Origin of the sequence: Rhodoplanes sp. (genome assembly GCF_013377085.1) — a bacterium.
GTDB lineage: Bacteria > Pseudomonadota > Alphaproteobacteria > Rhizobiales > Xanthobacteraceae > Rhodoplanes.
The window spans coordinates 69,777-87,582 of record NZ_JACAAX010000027.1 but is presented as its reverse complement, the minus strand read 5'-3'; the positions used below and the strand labels follow the sequence as shown (position 1 = coordinate 87,582).

Below are 17,806 nucleotides of genomic sequence, written 5' to 3'. Positions count from 1 at the left end.
GGCTTGGCCGGGGCCGCCGCCCGCGGCGGGGCCGCGGGTTTCGGCGCGGCGGGAGCGGGAGCCGTGGCAGGCGCAGTCGGCTGCTGGGCCGGGGCCGGCGGGCTCGCCAGCAGCACGACCCCGACCGTGGCCAGGATCACGGCGAGCCGCGCCCTCATGGCGTCGCCTCCGCCTGCGCCAGAAGGGCGGCGACTTCGCGCAGCGCGACATCGGCGCCGCGCGGGTCGTCCAGGAACGCCTCGCCGAGCGCGACGAAGTCGGCGCCGGCAGCGGCGACCGGCGCGACCTCGTCGAGGCTCGCGCAAAAGCCGACGCAGGGGGTCTCGAACACCTCGGCCCACCAGCCGACCCGCTCGACCGTGACGTCGAGGGGGGGCGGCTTTCCGTCGGCCCCGGGCTCGCCGAACATCACGTAGTCGGCGCCGGCCTCGGCCGCCAGCATGGCGTCGTGGCGGGTCCGCAAGGCCCCGGCGCCGGCGATCAGGGCCGGTTTCAGGCTGCCGATGGCGGTCCGCAACGCCTCGGCGCCGGTCAGATGGGCGCCGTCGGCGCCGGCACGCGCCACGATGTCGGGCCGGTCCTCGACCAGCACGGCGGCGCCGTGCCGCTGCGCCACCGGGGCGATCGCCTTGACGGCGTTGATGGCGTCGCGCTCGGCGAGCGTCGGCGGAAGCCGCACCAGCACGGCGGCGACGTCGACGCCGGCGCCGAGCGCCGTCTCCAGGCGCGCGGCGACGGCCGCGGGCTCGCGCACCACGGGCGTGACGACATAGAGGCGTTGGCGGTCGGTGTCCGGCATCACGCTCGGAATTGCGGGGCGATCGGGGCGAAAGCGGGGCCGAGCACGTTTCGCGATGTTGCGGGGGCGTGTGCCTCGATGACGGGTGCGGTTCTCTCTCGGCCTACGAGAGCGGTCCCGGCATCAAGGCGAAGCACATCCTGCTCTCTCCCCCCTTGTGGGGGAGAGGTGGAGAGGGGGGTGAGCCCCGCGCCGAACGGCTGGCGGTGTACCCCCCCTCCCTGTCCCTCCCCCACAAGGGGGGAGGGAACGCAGGTGCCGGGGCGTTGTCGGCTTCGAGACGAAGGCCCCTCGCGGGCCGTGTCAGCTCACTCCGCCGCGGCGGCGGTCTTGCCGATCACCGGGTCGAGCTTGCCGGCGGCGTAGAGCTTGGCCATGTCGGCCGGCGCGATGACCTTCTTGATCTTCGACGCCTGGCCGGCGGTGTTGAACTCCTGGAAGCGCTGCTTGCACAGCTTGGTCATCGCATCCATGGCGGGTTTCAGATACTTGCGCGGGTCGAACTCGCTCGGGTTCTCGGAAAACACCTTGCGGATCTGGCCCGTCATCGCCATCCGGTTGTCGGTGTCGATGTTGATCTTGCGCACGCCGTTCTTGATGCCGCGCTGGATCTCCTCGATCGGCACGCCCCAGGTCGGCTTCATCTGGCCGCCGAACTTGTTGATGATGTCCTGGAGATCCTGCGGCACCGACGACGAGCCGTGCATGACCAGATGCGTGCCCGGCAGGCGGCGATGGATTTCCTCGAGCACGCTCATGGCCAGAATGTCGCCGTCCGGCTTGCGGGTGAACTTGTAGGCGCCGTGGCTGGTGCCCATGGCGATCGCCAGCGCGTCGACCTTGGTCTCGGCGACGAACTTCACCGCCTCGTCCGGGTTGGTGAGGAGCTGGTCGTGCGAGAGCTTGCCCTCGGCGCCGTGGCCGTCCTCCTTGTCGCCCATGCCGGTCTCCAGCGAGCCGAGCACGCCGAGCTCACCCTCGACCGAGACGCCGCCGAGATGCGCCATGTCGACGACCCTCTTGGTCACGCCGACATTGTAGGCCCAGTCGCCCGGCGTCTTGCCGTCCTCCTTGAGCGAGCCGTCCATCATCACCGAAGTGAATCCGGCCTGCATCGCGGTCACGCAGGTGGCGGGGCCGTTGCCGTGGTCGAGATGCACGCAGACCGGAATCTGCGGATAGATCTCCGTGACGGCGTCCATCATGTGCTTGAGCATGATGTCGTTGGCGTAGGAGCGCGCGCCCCGCGACGCCTGGATGATCACCGGCGCGTCGAGGCTGCTCGCCGCCTCCATGATCGCGAGTGCCTGCTCCATGTTGTTGATGTTGAACGCCGGCACGCCGTAGTCGTTCTCGGCCGCGTGGTCGAGCAACTGCCTGAGTGTGATTCTGGCCATCGTCGTCTCCCGTCACTTTGCCCTGAGAATCTCGACGCCCGGCAGCGCCTTGCCCTCGAGCCATTCGAGGAACGCCCCGCCCGCCGTGGAAATATAGGTGAAGCGGTCCGCTGCGCCCGCCTGATTGAGCGCCGACACGGTGTCGCCGCCGCCCGCCACCGTCACCAGCTTGCCGGCCGCCGTCAGCTCGGCCGCCGCCTCCGCCACCTCGACCGTGCCGGTGTCGAACGGCTCGATCTCGAAGGCGCCGAACGGACCGTTCCACAGCAATGTCTTCAGCCGCCCCAGCACCGACACGACATGCTCGATCGAGCGCGGCCCGATGTCGAGGATCATGTCGTTCGGTCCGACATGGTCGACGTCGACCACCTTCGAAGGCGCCTTCGCCTCGAACTTCTCGGCCACCACGGCGTCGACCGGCAGGACGATCTCCTTGCCGTTGGCCTTGGCCTTGGCGAGGATCTCGTTGGCGGTCGGGATCAGGTCCTTTTCGCACAGCGACTTGCCGACCGCCTTGCCCTGGGCGGCCAGGAACGTGTTGGCCATGCCGCCGCCGATGATCAGCACGTCGACCTTGTCGAGCAGATTGCCCAAGAGGTCGAGCTTGCCCGAGATCTTGGCGCCGCCGACCACCGCGGCGACCGGGCGCTGCGGCGCCTCCAGCGCCTTGGTCAGCGCCTCCAGCTCGGCCTGCATGCTGCGGCCCGCATAGGCCGGCAGCTTGTGGCCGAGGCCCTCGGTCGAGGCATGGGCGCGGTGCGCCGCCGAGAAGGCGTCGTTGACCCAGATGTCGCCGAGCGCCGCGAGCTTGTCGACGAAGGCCGGGTCGTTCTTCTCCTCTTCCTTGTAGAAGCGGGTGTTCTCCAGGCAGAGGACGTCGCCCGGCTGCATCGCGGCGATCGCCTTCTCGGCGACCGGGCCGATGCAATCGCCGGCGAAGCCGACCGGCTTGCCGATCACCTCGGCGACCGCGGCGGCGACCGGGGCGAGCGAGAATTTCGGATCCGGCCCCGCCTTCGGACGCCCGAAATGCGACAGCAGGATCACCTTGGCGCCCTTGCCGGCGAGCTCCGTGATGGTCGGCGCGGCCCGCTCGATGCGGGTCACGTCGGTCACCTTGCCGTTCTCGGTCGGCACATTGAGGTCGAGCCGGACGAGGACGCGTTTGCCCTTCACGTCGGCCTGGTCGAGTGTGCGGAATGCGGTCATCGGAGGTTCTTCAATGCGGCAATGAGGATGCCGGAGCCCAGGGCCCAGGTTGTGAACGTGATGGTGAGAATCGTCCAGGTCGACGGCAGTGCCGCGAAACGGGCGTCGAATCCCGACAACCGTCCTTTGATCTCGGCCACCGACTCCGCGACGGAACTCAGTCTCGTGTCGAGAGTGCTCAGCTTCGCGTCGATGGCGCGAAGCAGCGATTTCATCTCGCCGACGTCCCCCTCCAGCCGGGCGGCGCGAAGATCGAGGGGCGGCGTTCCGCCGCCTCCCGCCTCGCTGCCGTCCGGCGTGCGGTCCATCGCGTTCTCAGATCAGCTTGCTGAACGCCACCGAGGTATCGAGCATGCGGTTCGAGAAGCCCCACTCGTTGTCGTACCACGACATCACACGCACCAGCGTGCCGTCCATGACCTTAGTCTGGTCCATGTGGAAGATCGACGAGCGCGGATCGTGGTTGAAGTCCATCGAGACGTTGGGAGCCAGCGTGTAGCCGAGAATGCCCTTCATCTGCTGGTCGGCGGCCTTCTTGATCGCCTCGTTGATCTCGGCGACCGTGGTCTTGCGCTTGGCGATGAACTTGAAGTCGACCACCGACACGTTGGGCGTCGGCACCCGGATGGCGACGCCGTCCAGCTTGCCGGCGAGCTCTGGCAGAACCAGGCCGACGGCCTTGGCGGCACCGGTCGAGGTCGGGATCATCGACAGCGCGGCGGCGCGGGCCCGGTACAGATCCTTGTGCACCTGATCGAGCGAGGGCTGATCGTTGGTGTAGGAGTGGATCGTCGTCATGAAGCCCTTGTCGATGCCGATCGCATCGTTGAGGACCTTGGCGACGGGGCCGAGGCAGTTGGTGGTGCAGGAGGCGTTGGAGACGACCAGGTGGTCCTTGGTCAGCTTGTCGTGATTGACGCCGTAGACGACCGTGAGGTCGGCGCCGTCGGACGGCGCGGAGACCAGAACCCGCTTGGCGCCGGCGTCGAGATGCACCTTCGCCTTGTCGCGCGCCGTGAAGATGCCGGTGCACTCCAGCGCGATGTCGATGCCGAGATCCTTCCACGGGAGCTGGGTCGGGTCGCGCAGCGCCAGCACCTTGATCTTGCCGTGCCCGAGATCGATCGTGTCGCCCTCGACCTTCACGTCGCCCGGATAGCGGCCGTGAACGGAGTCGAAGCGCAGCAGGTGCGCATTGGTCTCGACCGGCGCCAGATCGTTGATCGCGACGACCTCGATGTCCTTGCGTCCCGCCTCCGCGGCGGCCCGCAGGACCAGACGCCCGATCCGCCCGAAGCCATTGATTGCGACCCGTACTGCCATGCTCAATCTCCCTTCCATGCCCACCGACGCAGCCCGGCGGACTGCGCGTCATGTCGATCCGATTTTGGTCTCGGCCGCCTTGATATAGGTCGGTTCTACCCGATCCGTCCGGCAGCTTTTTTACAATGCCTGCAATTTGCTCAGAGCGACCTCGACCACCCGCTCCGGCGTGATGCCGAAATGGCGGTAGAGGTCGGGAGCCGGCGCACTCGCGCCGAAGCTCGTCATGCCCACGAAGGCACCGTGCGATCCGATGATCGCGTCCCAACCCTGACGTATGGCGGCCTCGACTGCAACCCTCACGGGCGCGTCGCCGAGCACAGCCTGCCGGGTTTCTTCGGGCGCGTCAAAGAACAGCTCGAAGCACGGCACCGACACGACCCGGGCGGCGATCCCGCGCTCGGCGAGGCGCTTGCGGGCCGCCACCGCGATGGCGACCTCCGAGCCGGTGGCGAACAGCGACACCCGGGCCGGGCCGCTCTCGGCCGGCAGCAACTCGTAGGCGCCGCCGGCGCAGCGGTTCTGGTCGGTCTTGGCGTCGCGGAGTTGCGGCAGGTTCTGCCGGCTCAGCGCCAGCACGCTCGGCCGGTGTGCGGCGGCGAGCGCCAGTGCCCAGCATTCCGCCGTCTCCACCGCGTCGCAGGGGCGGAACACCTGAAGATGCGGAATTGCCCGCAGGGCCGCGAGATGCTCGACCGGCTGATGGGTCGGGCCGTCCTCGCCGAGGCCGATCGAGTCGTGCGTCATCACATGGACGACCCGCTGGCCCATCAGGGCAGCGAGTCTGATCGACGGTCGACAGTAGTCGGAGAACACCAGGAACGTGCCCGAATACGGAATGATGCCGCCGTGCAGCGCCATGCCGTTCATGGCGGCCGCCATGCCGTGCTCGCGGATGCCGTAATGGATGAAGCGGCCGCCCGGCTCGTCGGGCGTCATCACGCTCATGCCCTTCGGACGGGTGTTGTTGGAGCCGGTGAGGTCGGCCGAGCCGCCGATCAGCTCCGGGAAGGCCGGCACCAGAACCTCGAGCGCGAGCTCCGAGGCGGCGCGGCTGGCGCGGTCCTTCGGATCGGCGGCGAGCCGGTCCTTGATGGCGGCGAGCGCGGCGGCGAGCCGGTCGGCCGGCACCTCGCCGCAGATGCGCCGCTCGAGCTCGGCACGCTTCTCTGCCGGCAGCGCGGCAACGCGCTTCGACCAGGCCGCGCGAAGATCCCTGGAGCGGGCGCCGGCGGTGCGCCAGGCGGCCAAGATGTCGTCCGGGATGACGAAGGGCGGCGACGTCCAGCCGAGGTTCTTTCGCGCACCGGCGATTTCCTCCGCCCCGAGCGGCGAGCCGTGCGACTTTTCGGAGCCCGCCTTGGTGGGGGCGCCGAACGCGATCGTGGTCCGGCAGGCGATCAGGCTCGGCTTGTCGCTCGTCTGCGCCGTCGCAATGGCGGTGGCGATCGCCTCCGGGTCGTGGCCGTCGATCCGGCAGGCGGCCCAGCCGGCCGACTCGAAGCGCTTCACCTGGTCGACCGAGTCGGACAGCGAGGTCGGGCCGTCGATCGAGATGTGGTTGTCGTCGTAGAGGACGATCAGCTTCGCCAGCTTCAGGTGGCCGGCGAGGGCGATCGCCTCCTGGCTGAGGCCTTCCATCAGGTCGCCGTCGGAGGCCAGCACATAGGTGTGGTGGTCGACGATGTCGGCGGAGTGCTCGGCCGCGAGATGGCGCTCGGCGATCGCCATGCCGACCGCGGTGGCGATGCCCTGGCCGAGCGGCCCCGTGGTGGTCTCGACGCCCTCGGTCATCTCCACCTCGGGATGCCCCGGGGTGCGCGAGCCGAGCTGGCGGAAACTCTTGATGTCCTCGATCGACACCGAGGCGAAGCCGGCGAGGTAGAGCACCGAATAAAGCAGCATCGAGCCGTGGCCGGCCGACAGCACGAAGCGGTCGCGGTCGAACCAGTGCGGATCGGCCGGATCGAGCTTCAGCACCCGGGTGAACAGCACGGTGGCGATGTCGGCCGCCCCCATCGGCAGGCCCGGATGGCCCGACTTCGCCTTTTCGACGGCGTCCATGGCGAGCGCCCGGATGGCATTGGCCATCCGGTCGTGTTCGGCGCGAGTGAGCGGGGGAATATCGGCCTCCTGTGTCGCAAGAGCGGAGGACGGCGTCGGCCGTGGTGCGCCTGATGGGACCTGACGGAGTCGGGGGCGGGCGGACGTCGGACGGCACCGGCCGAGGGCCTCGTCTGCGCGAGGCTGTCGGGGACCTGATAGGCAGGTCGGGCCCCCCTGTCAACGCGCGGCGCTGCGGTCGCGCTCCAATGGGCTGCTCCGGCTGTGGCGTCGCGGTGCCGCACGCGCGGCGGGTCGTCGGCGCGGCTCTCTGCACGCCGATGTCGGCTGTGTGCATCGCATTGACGCGGTGCTCGGAAAGCCCGTAAGGTTCGGGCTCCATCTACCTGCCATTCCATGGTTTCGGTCCGGTGCCGGCGCAGCCGGCGAGGGGTCGGTGGAAGGGGGCGAGAGGCGCCATGACCGAGACGAGCACCGTCGAGGCAGCCAGCACACGGCTCCAGCGGGCGCTCCTGGCGTTGGAGGAGGCGGTCGAGCGCCGCCACGAGCTCGAGCGCGGCCGCGGCGCCCTCGCCGACCAGGTCCACACGCTCGGCGCCGACCGGTCGCGACTCGCCGATGCGCTCGATCGCGAGACCGCCCGGGCCCAGCAGCTCGAGAGTGCGGGCCGCGAGGTGGCGGGGCGTCTCGACCAGGCGATCGCCACCGTACGGGCGGTGCTGGCCGGCGAGGCCGGATGACGGTGCGGAGCAGGAACACCGGGAACGGGCGGCGTCCATGGCCCATGTGAGCGTGACCATCAACGGCCGTCAGTACAGGATGGCCTGCGACGACGGCCAGGAGCATCACCTGGCCCGGCTGGCCCACGACCTCGACCAGCGCATCACCCGCCTGCGGACCAATTTCGGCGAGATCGGCGACATGCGGCTGACCGTGATGGCGGCCCTGCTGATCGCCGACGAGCTGTCGGAGTCCACCCAGCGCGTGCGCCAGTTCGAGGACGAGCTCACCGGCTTGCAGGAGGCGCGGCGGGTCACCGGCGAGCGCAGCCAGGCCACCACGGCCGCCATCGCGGCCGCGCTCGATTCCGCGGCGGAGCGCATCGAGCGGGTGACCCGGGTGCTCAACCAGGGCGCCGACGGCCACGAGCTGCCGGCAGGCTAGCCGGGACTCCCGGCGCCGTCCGCGGGGCGGACGAGCACCCGAGCCAGCGATTTGGCAGAGCAGGGAATTTCTGCGGTGGCCCGGGTGGCGGTGCAGCGGCGGAGTGTCTACATTGGGCCGTGCGGGGCTGCGGGGTGCGTTAGGGGTCTTAATCCCCGGGGCCTTATCGATCCTGAAGGGAGCTGTCCCTGTGCGGGCCCGTGGGCCCGCGCATATGGCGCCCACCTACCATGGTAGGGAACCCGGGATCGCGAACCCCGACGGCTTTTGCGGCTCCGCACTCCTCCCCCCCTGGCCATTCCTGCCTCCGCCCGGGATGAATCCCGAATCATGATTTCCCCGATCGACGTCGACCCGATCGCCGCCGAGAAGGCGGCGCTGCGCCGCGCGGCACTGGTCCGCCGCGGCGCGCTTCGTCCCGAGAACCGCGCAGCGGCCGCGGCCGCGATCGCGGCGCGGCCGCTGCCCGTTCGGGTCGCCGCCGGCATGGTCGTCTCCGGCTACATCCCGATCCGCAGCGAGCTCGATCCGGGGCCGCTGATGCGGCGCTTCGTCGAGCAGGGCGCCGGCCTCGCACTGCCCGTCGTGGTCGGGCGCGGGCGGCCGCTGGTGTTCCGCGCCTTCGCGCCCGGCGTGCCGCTGGTGACGGCCGCCTTCGGCCTGCTGGAGCCCGCTCCGGAGGCGCCGGAGGTCGTGCCCGACGTGCTGCTGGTGCCGCTCGCCTGCTTCGACCGCAGCGGGCACCGGATCGGCTACGGGGCCGGCCATTACGACATGACGCTCAGGGCCCTGCGGGCCGAGAGGACCATCGTCGCCATCGGGGTCGCGTTCGCGGCCCAAGAGATCGCCCGGGTGCCGGCGACCATGCAGGACGAGCGGCTCGATCTCGTGGTAACGGAAGCGGACGTGATCGACTTTCGCTAGGGCGTATCCGCAAAGGTGGATACCGGGATGACATCCGGATGCGCTCGAACTCGGAATTGCCTTCGCAGGACCTGAGCGCGTGCGGATTCTCTTCATCGGCGACATCGTGGGCCGCAGCGGCCGTGCCATCGTCACCCAGCGGCTGCCGGATCTGATCCGCGACTGGAAGCTCGACTTCGTCGTCATCAACGGCGAGAACGCGGCCGGCGGCTTCGGCATCACCGAGCTGATCTATCACGACCTGCTCGCCGCCGGGGCCGACGCCGTGACGCTCGGCAACCATTCCTGGGACCAGCGCGAGGCGCTGGTGTTCATCGACCGCGCCGAGAAGCTGGTCCGGCCGCTCAACTACCCGCCCGGCACGCCCGGCCGCGGCGTCGCCCTGATCGAGGCCCGCAACGGCGCCCGCGTGCTGGTGACCAATCTGATGGGCCGCATCTTCATGGACCCGCTCGACGATCCCTTCACGGCGGTCGAGCGCGAGATCGCCGCCTGTCCGCTGCGGCTCGGCGCCGACGCCGTCGTGGTCGACATCCACGCCGAGACGACGAGCGAGAAGCAGACCATGGGCCACTTCCTCGACGGCAAGGCGAGCGTCGTGGTCGGCACCCACACGCATGCGCCGACCGCCGACCACCGGATCCTGCCCGGGGGCACCGCCTTCATCAGCGATGTCGGCATGACGGGCGACTACGACTCGGTGATCGGCATGTCCAAGGACGAGCCCCTCAACCGCTTCCTGCGCCGTATCCCGAGCGGGCGGTTCGAGCCGGCCTCCGGCCCGGCCACCCTGTGCGGCCTTGCGGTCGAGACCGACGACGCGAGTGGCCTCGCCCGCCGGCTCGCCCCGGTGCGGATCGGCGGGACGCTCGAGCCGGCCGGGCCGGCGTTCTGGGCGGCCTGACCGCCCCACCGCCGGCCGGAGCCAAGGCCGCGGTCGCGGCGACCGTCATGCGCCCGCCGTGTTGCCGTCGTCAGTGATCTCGATCCGCACAGGCAAGGAGGCCGTCATGGCCGGACACCCGCACCCGATCTCCCGCCGTACCGCGCTGGCCGGCGCCGCCGCCGCGCTCGCCGGCTCGGCCCTGGCCGCCGCCGCGCCGCCGGCGTTCGCCCGGGCGCCGATGCGCAACAGCCCGGCGCCGGGCTTCCATCGGTTCCGGCTCGGCGCCTTCGAGCTGACCGTCGTCTCCGACGGTCCGCTGGCGCTCGGTGCCCCCAAGGACGACATCCTGATCGGCCTGTCGGGCGAGGCCTTCACCAAGGCGCTGGCCGACAATTACCTGCCGACCGACGACGTGCAGCTCGAGCAGAACGTCCTGGTGGTCAACACGGGTGACCGGCTGGTGCTGTTCGACACCGGCATCGGCTCCCTGAAGGTCATGGGGCCGAACAGCGGCCGGCTGCTCGCCAACCTCGCCGCCGCCGGCATCGCCCCGGCCGACATCGACGCTGTGGTGCTCACCCACGCCCATCCGGACCACTGCTTCGGCCTGGTGACGGACGACGGCGTTCGGGTGTTTCCGAACGCCGGGCTCCACCTCGCCCAGGCCGATCTCGACTTCTGGACCGACGAAGGCAAGCTCGGCAACGATGCCTTGAAATGGATGGTCGAGGGCGCCCGCAAGCATCTTCGGCCCTATCGCGACCGCATCGCCTTCGTGCGCGACGGTGCCGAGGTGCTGCCCGGCATCCAGGCGATCGCCGCGCCGGGCCACACGGTCGGCCATACCGTCTACATGATCACGTCGGAGGGCAAGACGCTGCTCGTCGCCGGCGATCTCGGCCACCATCACGTGCTGAGCACCGAGCGGCCGCGCCTCGCCTTCGTGTTCGACACCGACGGGGCCCAGGCCGTGGCGTCGCGGCTGCGCCTCTACGACATGCTGGCGACCGACCGGATTCCGTTCGTCGGCTATCATTTCCCCTGGCCGGGCGTCGGCCATGTCGGCCGCCACGGCGACGCCTTCCGGTACTACCCGGTGCCGATGCGCACCGTGCTCTGACGGGACGCTGCCGCAGTGCCGCCACCCGCCTCCCGGGCGGGCGCGCCGGGCTGCCCCTTGCGGGGCGAGCCCGAATATGGCTTTTGCCGGCGCGCCTCGTTATATCTGGCGCCTCAAAGCGATCGAAAGGAGCCGGCGCGCCCGCATCCCGCGGTTGCAGCGCGGCACCTCGACAGACACGACCGAGCCCGACAGGACCCGACATGGCCGGACATTCCCAGTTCAAGAACATCATGCACCGCAAGGGCCGGCAGGACGCGATGAAGTCCAAGCTGTTCGGCAAGCTGGCGCGCGAGATCACGGTCGCGGCCAAGCTCGGCCTGCCCGACCCGGCCATGAACGCCCGGCTGCGCGCCGCCATCATCGCGGCGCGGGCCGAGAACATGTCCAAGGACTCGATCGACCGCGCCATCAAGAAGGCGGCCGGCAACGATGCCGAGACCTATGACGAGATCCGCTACGAGGGCTACGGGCCGGCGGGCGTCGCCGTGATCGTCGAGGTGTTGACCGACAACCGCAACCGCACCGCCTCCGACGTGCGCTCCTACTTCACCAAGAGCGGCGGCAATCTGGCCGAGACCGGGGCGGTGTCGTTCATGTTCGACCGCGTCGGCGCCGTCGAGTTCGCGCCCGAGGTCGCCACCGCCGACGCCATGCTGGAGGCGGCGATCGACGCCGGCGCCGACGACGTCGTCTCCTCCGAGGCCGGCCACGAGATCTACGCCTCGCAGGAGACCTATCGGGACGTGGCGAAGGCGCTCGAAGCGAAGTTCGGCGAGCCCAAGAAGGCCGCCCTGGTGTGGAAGCCGCAAAACTCGATCGCGGTCGACGACGAGCAGGCCGAGAAGCTGTTCAGGCTGATCGAGAGCCTCGAGGAGCACGACGACGTCCAGCACGTCTACGCCAACTTCGAGGTCTCCGAAGCCGCCATGGCCAAGATGGCGTGAGCCCTTGTTGTCAAGGGTGGGTCAGCGCGTCAGCGCGGAACCCACCAAGCAGAGAAAGACGGCGGGTTACGGCGCGACGCGCCTGACCCACCCTTGCTAAAAGGCCGCCGTCACACCGCCTTCAGCGCCTCCAAAAGATCCGCCACCACGTCGTCCTGGTGCTCGAGGCCGGCCGAGAAGCGGATCAGGCCGTCGCCGATGCCGAGCTCGGCGCGCTCGGCGGCGCTCAGGCGCTGGTGCGTCGTGATGGCCGGATGGGTGACGAGGCTTTTCGAGTCGCCGAGATTGTTGGTGATCTTCGCCAGCCGAAGCGCGTTCATGAAGCGGAACGAGGCGGCCTTGCCGCCGGCGACGTCGAATGCCACCAGGGTCGAGCCGCCGCGCATCTGTTTCCTCACCACGGCGGCCTGCGGATGATCGCTACGGCCCGGATAGACGAGGCGGGCGATCTTGGGGTGGCCGGCGAGCGCGTCGGCGACCGCGGCGGCCGTCGCGGTCTGGCGCTCGATCCGCAGCGACAGCGTCTCCAGCCCTTTCAGCATCACCCAGGCGTTGAACGGCGACAGGCACGGCCCGGTCTGTCGCAGCAGCATGTGGACGTGGTCCTGGATGAATTTTTCGGATGCCAGGATGATGCCGCCCATGCAGCGGCCCTGGCCGTCGATGTGCTTGGTCGCCGAGTAGACGACGCAGTCGGCGCCGAGCGTCAGCGGGCTCTGCCACAGCGCCGTCGCGAACACGTTGTCGACCACCAGCACGGCGCCGGCGGCGTGGGCGATCCCGGCGACGGCGGCGATGTCGATCACCTCCAGGGTCGGATTGGTCGGGCTCTCCAGGAAGAACAGTTTGGTGTTCGGCCGCACGGCGTCGCGCCATTGGTCGAGATCGCACCCGTCGACCAGCGTCGAGGAGACGCCGAAGCGCGGCAGATAGTCCTCGATCACCCAGCGGCAGGAGCCGAACAGGGCCTTGGCGGCGACCACGTGGTCGCCGGCCTTGACCGGGCCGACCAGCGCGGCCGTGACGGCGGCCATTCCGCTTGCGGTGGCGCGCGCCGCCTCGGCGCCTTCGTAGGCCGCCATGCGGGCCTCGAACATCGCGACCGTCGGATTGGAGAAGCGCGAGTAGAGGAAGCCGCCGTCCGGCCCGGCAAAGCGCGCCTCGCACTCCTCGGCGGTGCCGTAGACGAAGCCCTGGGTGAGGAACAGCGCCTCGGAGGTCTCGCCGAAGGGCGAGCGCAACGTGCCGGCATGAACGAGCTCGGTCTCGGGACGCCAGGCGCGTTCGGGGCGGGACGGGATGTCGAAATCGGAGTCTTGGTCGGACGCGGGCATGGGCGGCCTCCTCTGGCCGACAAAAAACCCGGCCGGAACGATCCAGGCCGGGCGCACGTGTCCCCGGCCATTTAGCAACCTTCTTTAACGTGGCGGCAAGCCGGCCGGCTCAAATGACCACGGGATAACGCCGGCTCATAGCGGCGGCCGGCCTTTCCGTCAAGGCGGGGTTCGGCTAGAGACCCAAGATTGCGCGCGTTTTCGAGTGCCGCCGGCCGCGCGGCCGGACCGCGCGCGAGGCGCGTTTTCCGGCGACGTGGGAACCGGTTCGTCGCAGAAGACGCGACCAGAGAGAAACGAGCGCGCGATCCGATCGGGTCCGATCGGACTGCGCGCGAGGAGGGCCCGTGCCGCTCGCCTTCGGCCCCACCGACCGGGGCATCCTGCCCGACCGGATGATCGCCGCGCTGACCTCGTCGGGCGGCATCATCACGGCTGTGCCCCTGGCCGACGACCAGATCCAGCCCGCCAGCCTCGACCTGCGGCTCGGCGAGGTCGCCTACCGGGTGCGGGCGAGCTTCCTGCCTGGGCCGCGCGCCTCGGTGGCGCAGCGCATCGACAGCCTCAAGCTGCACGAGATCGCGCTCGGCGACGGCGCCGTGCTGGAGACCGGCTGCGTCTACATCGTGCCGCTCTTGGAGAGCCTGGCGCTGCCGGCCGATCTCGGCGCCGCCGCCAATCCGAAGAGCTCCACGGGCCGGCTCGACGTGTTCACCCGGGTGATCGCCGATGCGGCGCGGTCGTTCGACCGCATCGACCCCGGCTACCACGGCCCGCTCTATCTGGAGATCAGCCCGCGCACCTTCCCGGTGCTGGTGCGCGAGGGCTCGCGGCTGGCGCAGATGCGCTTCCATCGCGGCCGCGACCTGGTGATCGGCGACGACCTCACGGCCTTGCACGCGCAGGAGCGCCTGGTCGACGAGGAGGGGGCGGATCTGGTCGACGGCGTCGCGGTCGGGGTCGACCTCGCCGGCTTCGGGCCCGACGCTCTGGTCGGCTACCGGGCCAAGCACCATACCGGGCTGATCGACGTCGACCGCCGCGCCCGCTACGAGGTCGGCGAATACTGGGAGCCGCTGCGCGCCAATCGCAGCCGCACCCTCATCCTCGATCCCGACGAGTTCTACATCCTGGCGTCGAAGCAGGCCGTGCAGGTGCCGCCCGACTACGCCGCCGAGATGGTGCCGTTCGACCCGCTGGTCGGCGAGTTCCGGGTGCACTATGCGGGCTTCTTCGATCCCGGCTTCGGCGTCGACGAGGCCGGCGGCGGCGGCTCGCGCGCCGTGCTCGAGGTGCGCTCGCACGAGGTGCCGTTCATCATCGAGCACGGCCAGACGGTCGGCCGCCTCGTCTACGAGCGCATGCTGGCGCAGCCCGACCAGCTCTACGGCGAGGGCATCGGCTCCAACTACCAGGCCCAGGGCCTCAAGCTCTCCAAGCATTTCCGGCCGTGAAGCGGGGTGCCGAGCCGGCCCGAATCGCCGGCCCCGGGGTTCGGGCCGAAACGATTCCACCGCGCGTGGACTGCGGTCCTCGCGCGCGTCTGGGGCACTTGCGGCAACCCGGTCGAGCCGAGTAATCTGCCGTCCGCGCGGGCGTAGTTCAGTGGTAGAACGACAGCTTCCCAAGCTGTATGTCGTGGGTTCAATTCCCATCGCCCGCTCCAGTGAAATCAGTTGGTTAGCCGGTATTTCGGCCGATTCCGTGTGCCAACGTCTCGTTCAAAACAAATTTCAAGAAAACCGCACGTTATCAACGATTTCCAACCGTTCCGGCGCGCTTCACCGTCGGTTTCCAATTCCTCCGTGTGACATGGTTGACACATGAAACGCGCGCGACGTTCGATTTCCGTTAGGACGGCGAGTTGATTTGTGAAGTTGCCGAACTGAAAAAGTGCCGGGACCATTTCCTGCGGGGTGGCGCCACCGGGACCAACGCCGCGGAGTTCATCCGAGCGATCGACGATCATGCCGGCCGTGCCACCGCGATCGAGACGCTTCGCATTTGAAGCGGCACAGCATCCCATAGGCAGTCAGGCAAGCCCCCGACTGGCTCCGCAACGCAGGCGCGCAGGGTCTGCCGCCCCGCCTCGCGTTTGCCTCGACGACCGCAGAGGAACTGGTCGGCCGTAAATTGCCCTTTCTCGCTGTCCGTGGCAGCATCCGGCCCGCGACCGTTGCACCGGTTGGGGGGCCGGGATGATCGCCACACATCGCACGGTGTCGAGAATGACGGCGCGGTCTTCTGCGAGGCTGCTTCGCCGTTTCGTCGCGTCTGCCGTGCTTGCGAGTGCGCCGCTCTCGGAGTGTTTCTCCGACGAGTTCACGGGCCTCGGCTCGCTGGTTGCGCCGTTTCCGACATACGCGGTCAGCCTGTCCTGGGACGGGACAGCGGTTGCCGGCTGGGGCCAGACGACATCCAGCATCACGACGGGCACACACGCCATTCTCTGGACAGCCGGGGCCGGTATCACCGATCTGGGCGTAGCTCCCGGTTGGCAGCTCAGTGTGTCCTACGCGATCAGCGGCGACGGCAGGACGATCGTCGGCCACAGCGTGTTTCCCGGTGTTGCGGCCTTCAGGTGGACGGCTGCAACCGGAGTGGTCAATCTCGGCTATTTGCCGGGCGGTAATTCCAGCGAAGCCTACGGCGTCAACTATGACGGCTCGGTTGTCGTCGGCAGCAGCAGCACCGCGACAAGCTCCAACACGGCCTACAGGTGGACCGCGGCGACCGGCATGACCGGTTTGGGTATGTTGCCCGGTGATACCCAAAGCCGGGCGTTCGCGACCAGCGCCGATGGGTCGGTGATCGTCGGCGACAGCTCCGGCGCTGTCGCCGGACATGGACAGGCGTTTCGCTGGACGGCTGCGACCGGCATGGTGGGTCTCGGAACCCTGCCCGGCCACATTTACAGCGGCGCAAGTGGCGTCAGCGCCGATGGCAGTGCCGTCGTCGGATCGAGCTTCGGCGCAGCCGCCACCCAAAGGGCGTTTTTCTGGACCGCTGCCTCCGGCATGAGGGATCTCGGCGTGTTGCCGGGCATGAATGTGAGCAGCGCCACTGCCATCAGCGGCAACGGTGTCGTGGTGGTCGGCTCGTCCGGCATCTACAACACCTCGACCAGCCAGGCGTTCATGTGGACGCAAACCGTCGGAATGCAGTCGATCGCGCAACTGCTGCAGACCAACGGCGTCAATCTCGGGTCGTGGAAACTGACGGATGCGGTCGGTGTTTCGTTCGACGGGTCGGTGATCGTCGGCAACGGCATCGATCCGAACAACATCCAGCAGCCGTGGATCGCGCGCTTCAGCCCGAAATTCGGCAGCGGCCTGATCACCGCGGACTCGGTGGCGCGTTCGTTCGCCGGCCTCTCGGCGATCGCGACGATCGGCAACGACTATGTCGGCAGCACGCTGAACGCGGTGAGCAACCTGCTGACGCAGCATTTCGGGACCGCCAAGAACGACGGCAAGTCGACCGAGGTGTTCGTCACCGGCTTCTACGATTTCGATCCGGCCGGTGTCGGCTCTATCGGCGTCAAGCGCAACCTGCCGTCGGATCACATGGTCGGCGCCAGCGCCGGTGCGGCGGCCATCAAGAACAACTGGACCGATGGCGGCTCCGCCTCGATGCAGGGCGGCACGGCCAACATCTTCGCCGCGCGGATTCCCGAGCACGGCCTGCAATGGACCGCGATCGCGACCGGCACCCTGCTCGAAGCCGACGTCAAGCGGGGATACCTCAACGGCAGCGCGATCACGGTCTCGGACGGCACCACCGGCGGGCGCAGCTACGGCGCGCTCGGCCGCATCGGCTGGACGTTCGGCCCGTTCGACACCGTTCGCGTGACGCCGTTCGGCTCGCTCGCCATCGCCCGCACAGAGTTCAGTGGCTGGACCGAGGGAACGGGCCCGTTCCCGGCGGTCATTGCCGATATCCACGATACCGCCCGCACCCTGCGCAGCGGCGCCGACGGCCGCTATCTGTTCGGCCCGGAGAAGTGGGTGTGGGCCAGCGCGGCCTGGGCGCATCGGCTGAACGCGTCGGCCGAGACGGTCTCCGGCCAGTTGATCGATCTGTTCGGTCTCACTGTGCCCGGTGCGCAGATCAGCCGGGAGCGGATGGAGCTGGCGGGCGGCGTTCGTCTGCCGTGGGGCGAAGCCAGCGCCTTCAGCGTCTCGGCCGGCGTGTCGACCTGGTCCAGCCAGACCACCGCCTACAATGTCCAGGTGAACGCGAGCAGCAGGTTTTAGTTGGACTGCCGCGTTTATTGCTTCGCGTTCCATACCTCCCCGTTTCCTGTTTCCTTGCGGTGTGATTGGACTGTTCATCGCCAACAATTTCCAACCCGCATCGACAAATCCCCGTGCGGCACGTACCGGTGGCGGATAGAGCGATTTGGATAACGGATAGCAGCGAAGGTTTTGGCGCGTACATCCGGCGCCAAGACCAGTTGTCTCTTGGCGAAGCTTTAAGAGTGTTCTTGAGGGAAAAGCGGTCGATCAAGCGGGTGTCGATCGTGCTAGGCAAATCATGGCCGCGGTAGTTGCAGCGAAGAAAACTGAAGATGTGCGGGACACTACCGGCACATGAAAATTGAACGACGTTGATTTCGTTCGCCAATCTCGCCGATCTT

Annotated in this window: 15 protein-coding genes, 1 tRNA gene, 1 other RNA gene and 1 riboswitch; of the genes, 10 read left to right on the top strand and 7 right to left on the bottom strand. The window is 68.8% G+C overall.

Annotated features, from left to right (window positions below; genetic code table 11):
• Nucleotides 1-154 precede the first annotated feature (154 nt).
• The 6 genes from HXX10_RS18555 to tkt all read right to left on the bottom strand — a co-directional run bounded on the left by HXX10_RS18555 (nt 155) and on the right by tkt (nt 6,852).
• Nucleotides 155-799: a thiamine phosphate synthase gene (locus HXX10_RS18555; RefSeq protein ID WP_296524279.1), complete on the bottom strand. Its 645-nt coding sequence runs from the start codon at nt 797-799 to the stop codon at nt 155-157.
• A 308-nt stretch (nt 800-1,107) separates the two neighbouring features.
• The gene (gene fba / locus HXX10_RS18550; protein ID WP_296524278.1) at nt 1,108-2,196 is read right to left on the bottom strand and encodes a class II fructose-bisphosphate aldolase; all 1,089 of its coding nucleotides are present in this window, start codon (nt 2,194-2,196) and stop codon (nt 1,108-1,110) included.
• Between the two features lie 12 nt (nt 2,197-2,208).
• Nucleotides 2,209-3,405 carry a phosphoglycerate kinase gene (gene pgk / locus HXX10_RS18545; protein ID WP_296524277.1) on the bottom strand — a complete coding sequence of 399 codons (1,197 nt, stop codon included), beginning with the start codon at nt 3,403-3,405 and terminating at the stop codon, nt 2,209-2,211.
• The gene (locus tag HXX10_RS18540) at nt 3,402-3,713 is read right to left on the bottom strand and encodes a hypothetical protein (protein WP_296524276.1); all 312 of its coding nucleotides are present in this window, start codon (nt 3,711-3,713) and stop codon (nt 3,402-3,404) included. Before HXX10_RS18540 ends, pgk begins: the two co-directional genes overlap by 4 nt.
• A 7-nt stretch (nt 3,714-3,720) precedes the next feature.
• Nucleotides 3,721-4,728, bottom strand: coding sequence for a type I glyceraldehyde-3-phosphate dehydrogenase (gene gap, locus HXX10_RS18535; protein WP_296524275.1), 1,008 nt, complete (start codon nt 4,726-4,728; stop codon nt 3,721-3,723).
• A gap of 120 nt (nt 4,729-4,848) precedes the next feature.
• Complete coding sequence (gene tkt, locus HXX10_RS18530) at nt 4,849-6,852, bottom strand: transketolase (RefSeq protein WP_296524285.1); 2,004 nt, start codon at nt 6,850-6,852, stop codon at nt 4,849-4,851.
• A gap of 398 nt (nt 6,853-7,250) precedes the next feature.
• Between tkt and HXX10_RS18525 the strand changes: the two genes are divergently transcribed.
• From HXX10_RS18525 to HXX10_RS18495, 7 genes are all read left to right on the top strand, one after another.
• On the top strand, nt 7,251-7,532 hold the full coding sequence (locus HXX10_RS18525; protein WP_296524274.1) for a DUF4164 domain-containing protein: 282 nt from the start codon (nt 7,251-7,253) through the stop codon (nt 7,530-7,532).
• Nucleotides 7,533-7,569: 37 nt separating this feature from the next.
• A complete protein-coding gene (locus HXX10_RS18520; protein ID WP_296524273.1) occupies nt 7,570-7,956 on the top strand; it encodes a cell division protein ZapA in 387 nt (128 codons plus the stop codon).
• A gap of 121 nt (nt 7,957-8,077) precedes the next feature.
• Nucleotides 8,078-8,236: non-coding RNA, 6S RNA (gene ssrS, locus HXX10_RS18515), on the top strand.
• 50 nt (nt 8,237-8,286) lie between these two features.
• Nucleotides 8,287-8,880: a 5-formyltetrahydrofolate cyclo-ligase gene (locus HXX10_RS18510; RefSeq protein ID WP_296524272.1), complete on the top strand. Its 594-nt coding sequence runs from the start codon at nt 8,287-8,289 to the stop codon at nt 8,878-8,880.
• A 79-nt stretch (nt 8,881-8,959) separates the two neighbouring features.
• Complete coding sequence (locus HXX10_RS18505) at nt 8,960-9,784, top strand: TIGR00282 family metallophosphoesterase (protein WP_296524271.1); 825 nt, start codon at nt 8,960-8,962, stop codon at nt 9,782-9,784.
• Between the two features lie 106 nt (nt 9,785-9,890).
• Complete coding sequence (locus HXX10_RS18500) at nt 9,891-10,886, top strand: MBL fold metallo-hydrolase (protein ID WP_296524270.1); 996 nt, start codon at nt 9,891-9,893, stop codon at nt 10,884-10,886.
• Between the two features lie 203 nt (nt 10,887-11,089).
• On the top strand, nt 11,090-11,833 hold the full coding sequence (locus tag HXX10_RS18495) for a YebC/PmpR family DNA-binding transcriptional regulator (protein WP_296524269.1): 744 nt from the start codon (nt 11,090-11,092) through the stop codon (nt 11,831-11,833).
• 110 nt (nt 11,834-11,943) lie between these two features.
• Here HXX10_RS18495 and HXX10_RS18490 read toward each other — a convergent pair whose 3' ends face one another.
• Nucleotides 11,944-13,167 (bottom strand): O-succinylhomoserine sulfhydrylase, encoded by a 1,224-nt coding sequence (locus tag HXX10_RS18490; protein ID WP_296524268.1) that lies wholly within the window; start codon nt 13,165-13,167, stop codon nt 11,944-11,946.
• Nucleotides 13,168-13,218: 51 nt separating this feature from the next.
• A riboswitch (SAM riboswitch) is annotated at nt 13,219-13,298 on the bottom strand.
• A gap of 216 nt (nt 13,299-13,514) precedes the next feature.
• On the opposite strand from HXX10_RS18490, the gene HXX10_RS18485 reads away from it, so the two are divergent.
• From HXX10_RS18485 to HXX10_RS18475, 3 genes are all read left to right on the top strand, one after another.
• Nucleotides 13,515-14,621, top strand: coding sequence for a 2'-deoxycytidine 5'-triphosphate deaminase (locus HXX10_RS18485; protein WP_296524266.1), 1,107 nt, complete (start codon nt 13,515-13,517; stop codon nt 14,619-14,621).
• A 137-nt stretch (nt 14,622-14,758) separates the two neighbouring features.
• Nucleotides 14,759-14,833 (top strand) — tRNA-Gly (locus HXX10_RS18480).
• Nucleotides 14,834-15,395: 562 nt separating this feature from the next.
• A complete protein-coding gene (locus HXX10_RS18475) occupies nt 15,396-17,423 on the top strand; it encodes an autotransporter domain-containing protein (RefSeq protein ID WP_296524265.1) in 2,028 nt (675 codons plus the stop codon).
• The last annotated feature ends 383 nt before the right edge of the window (nt 17,424-17,806 follow it).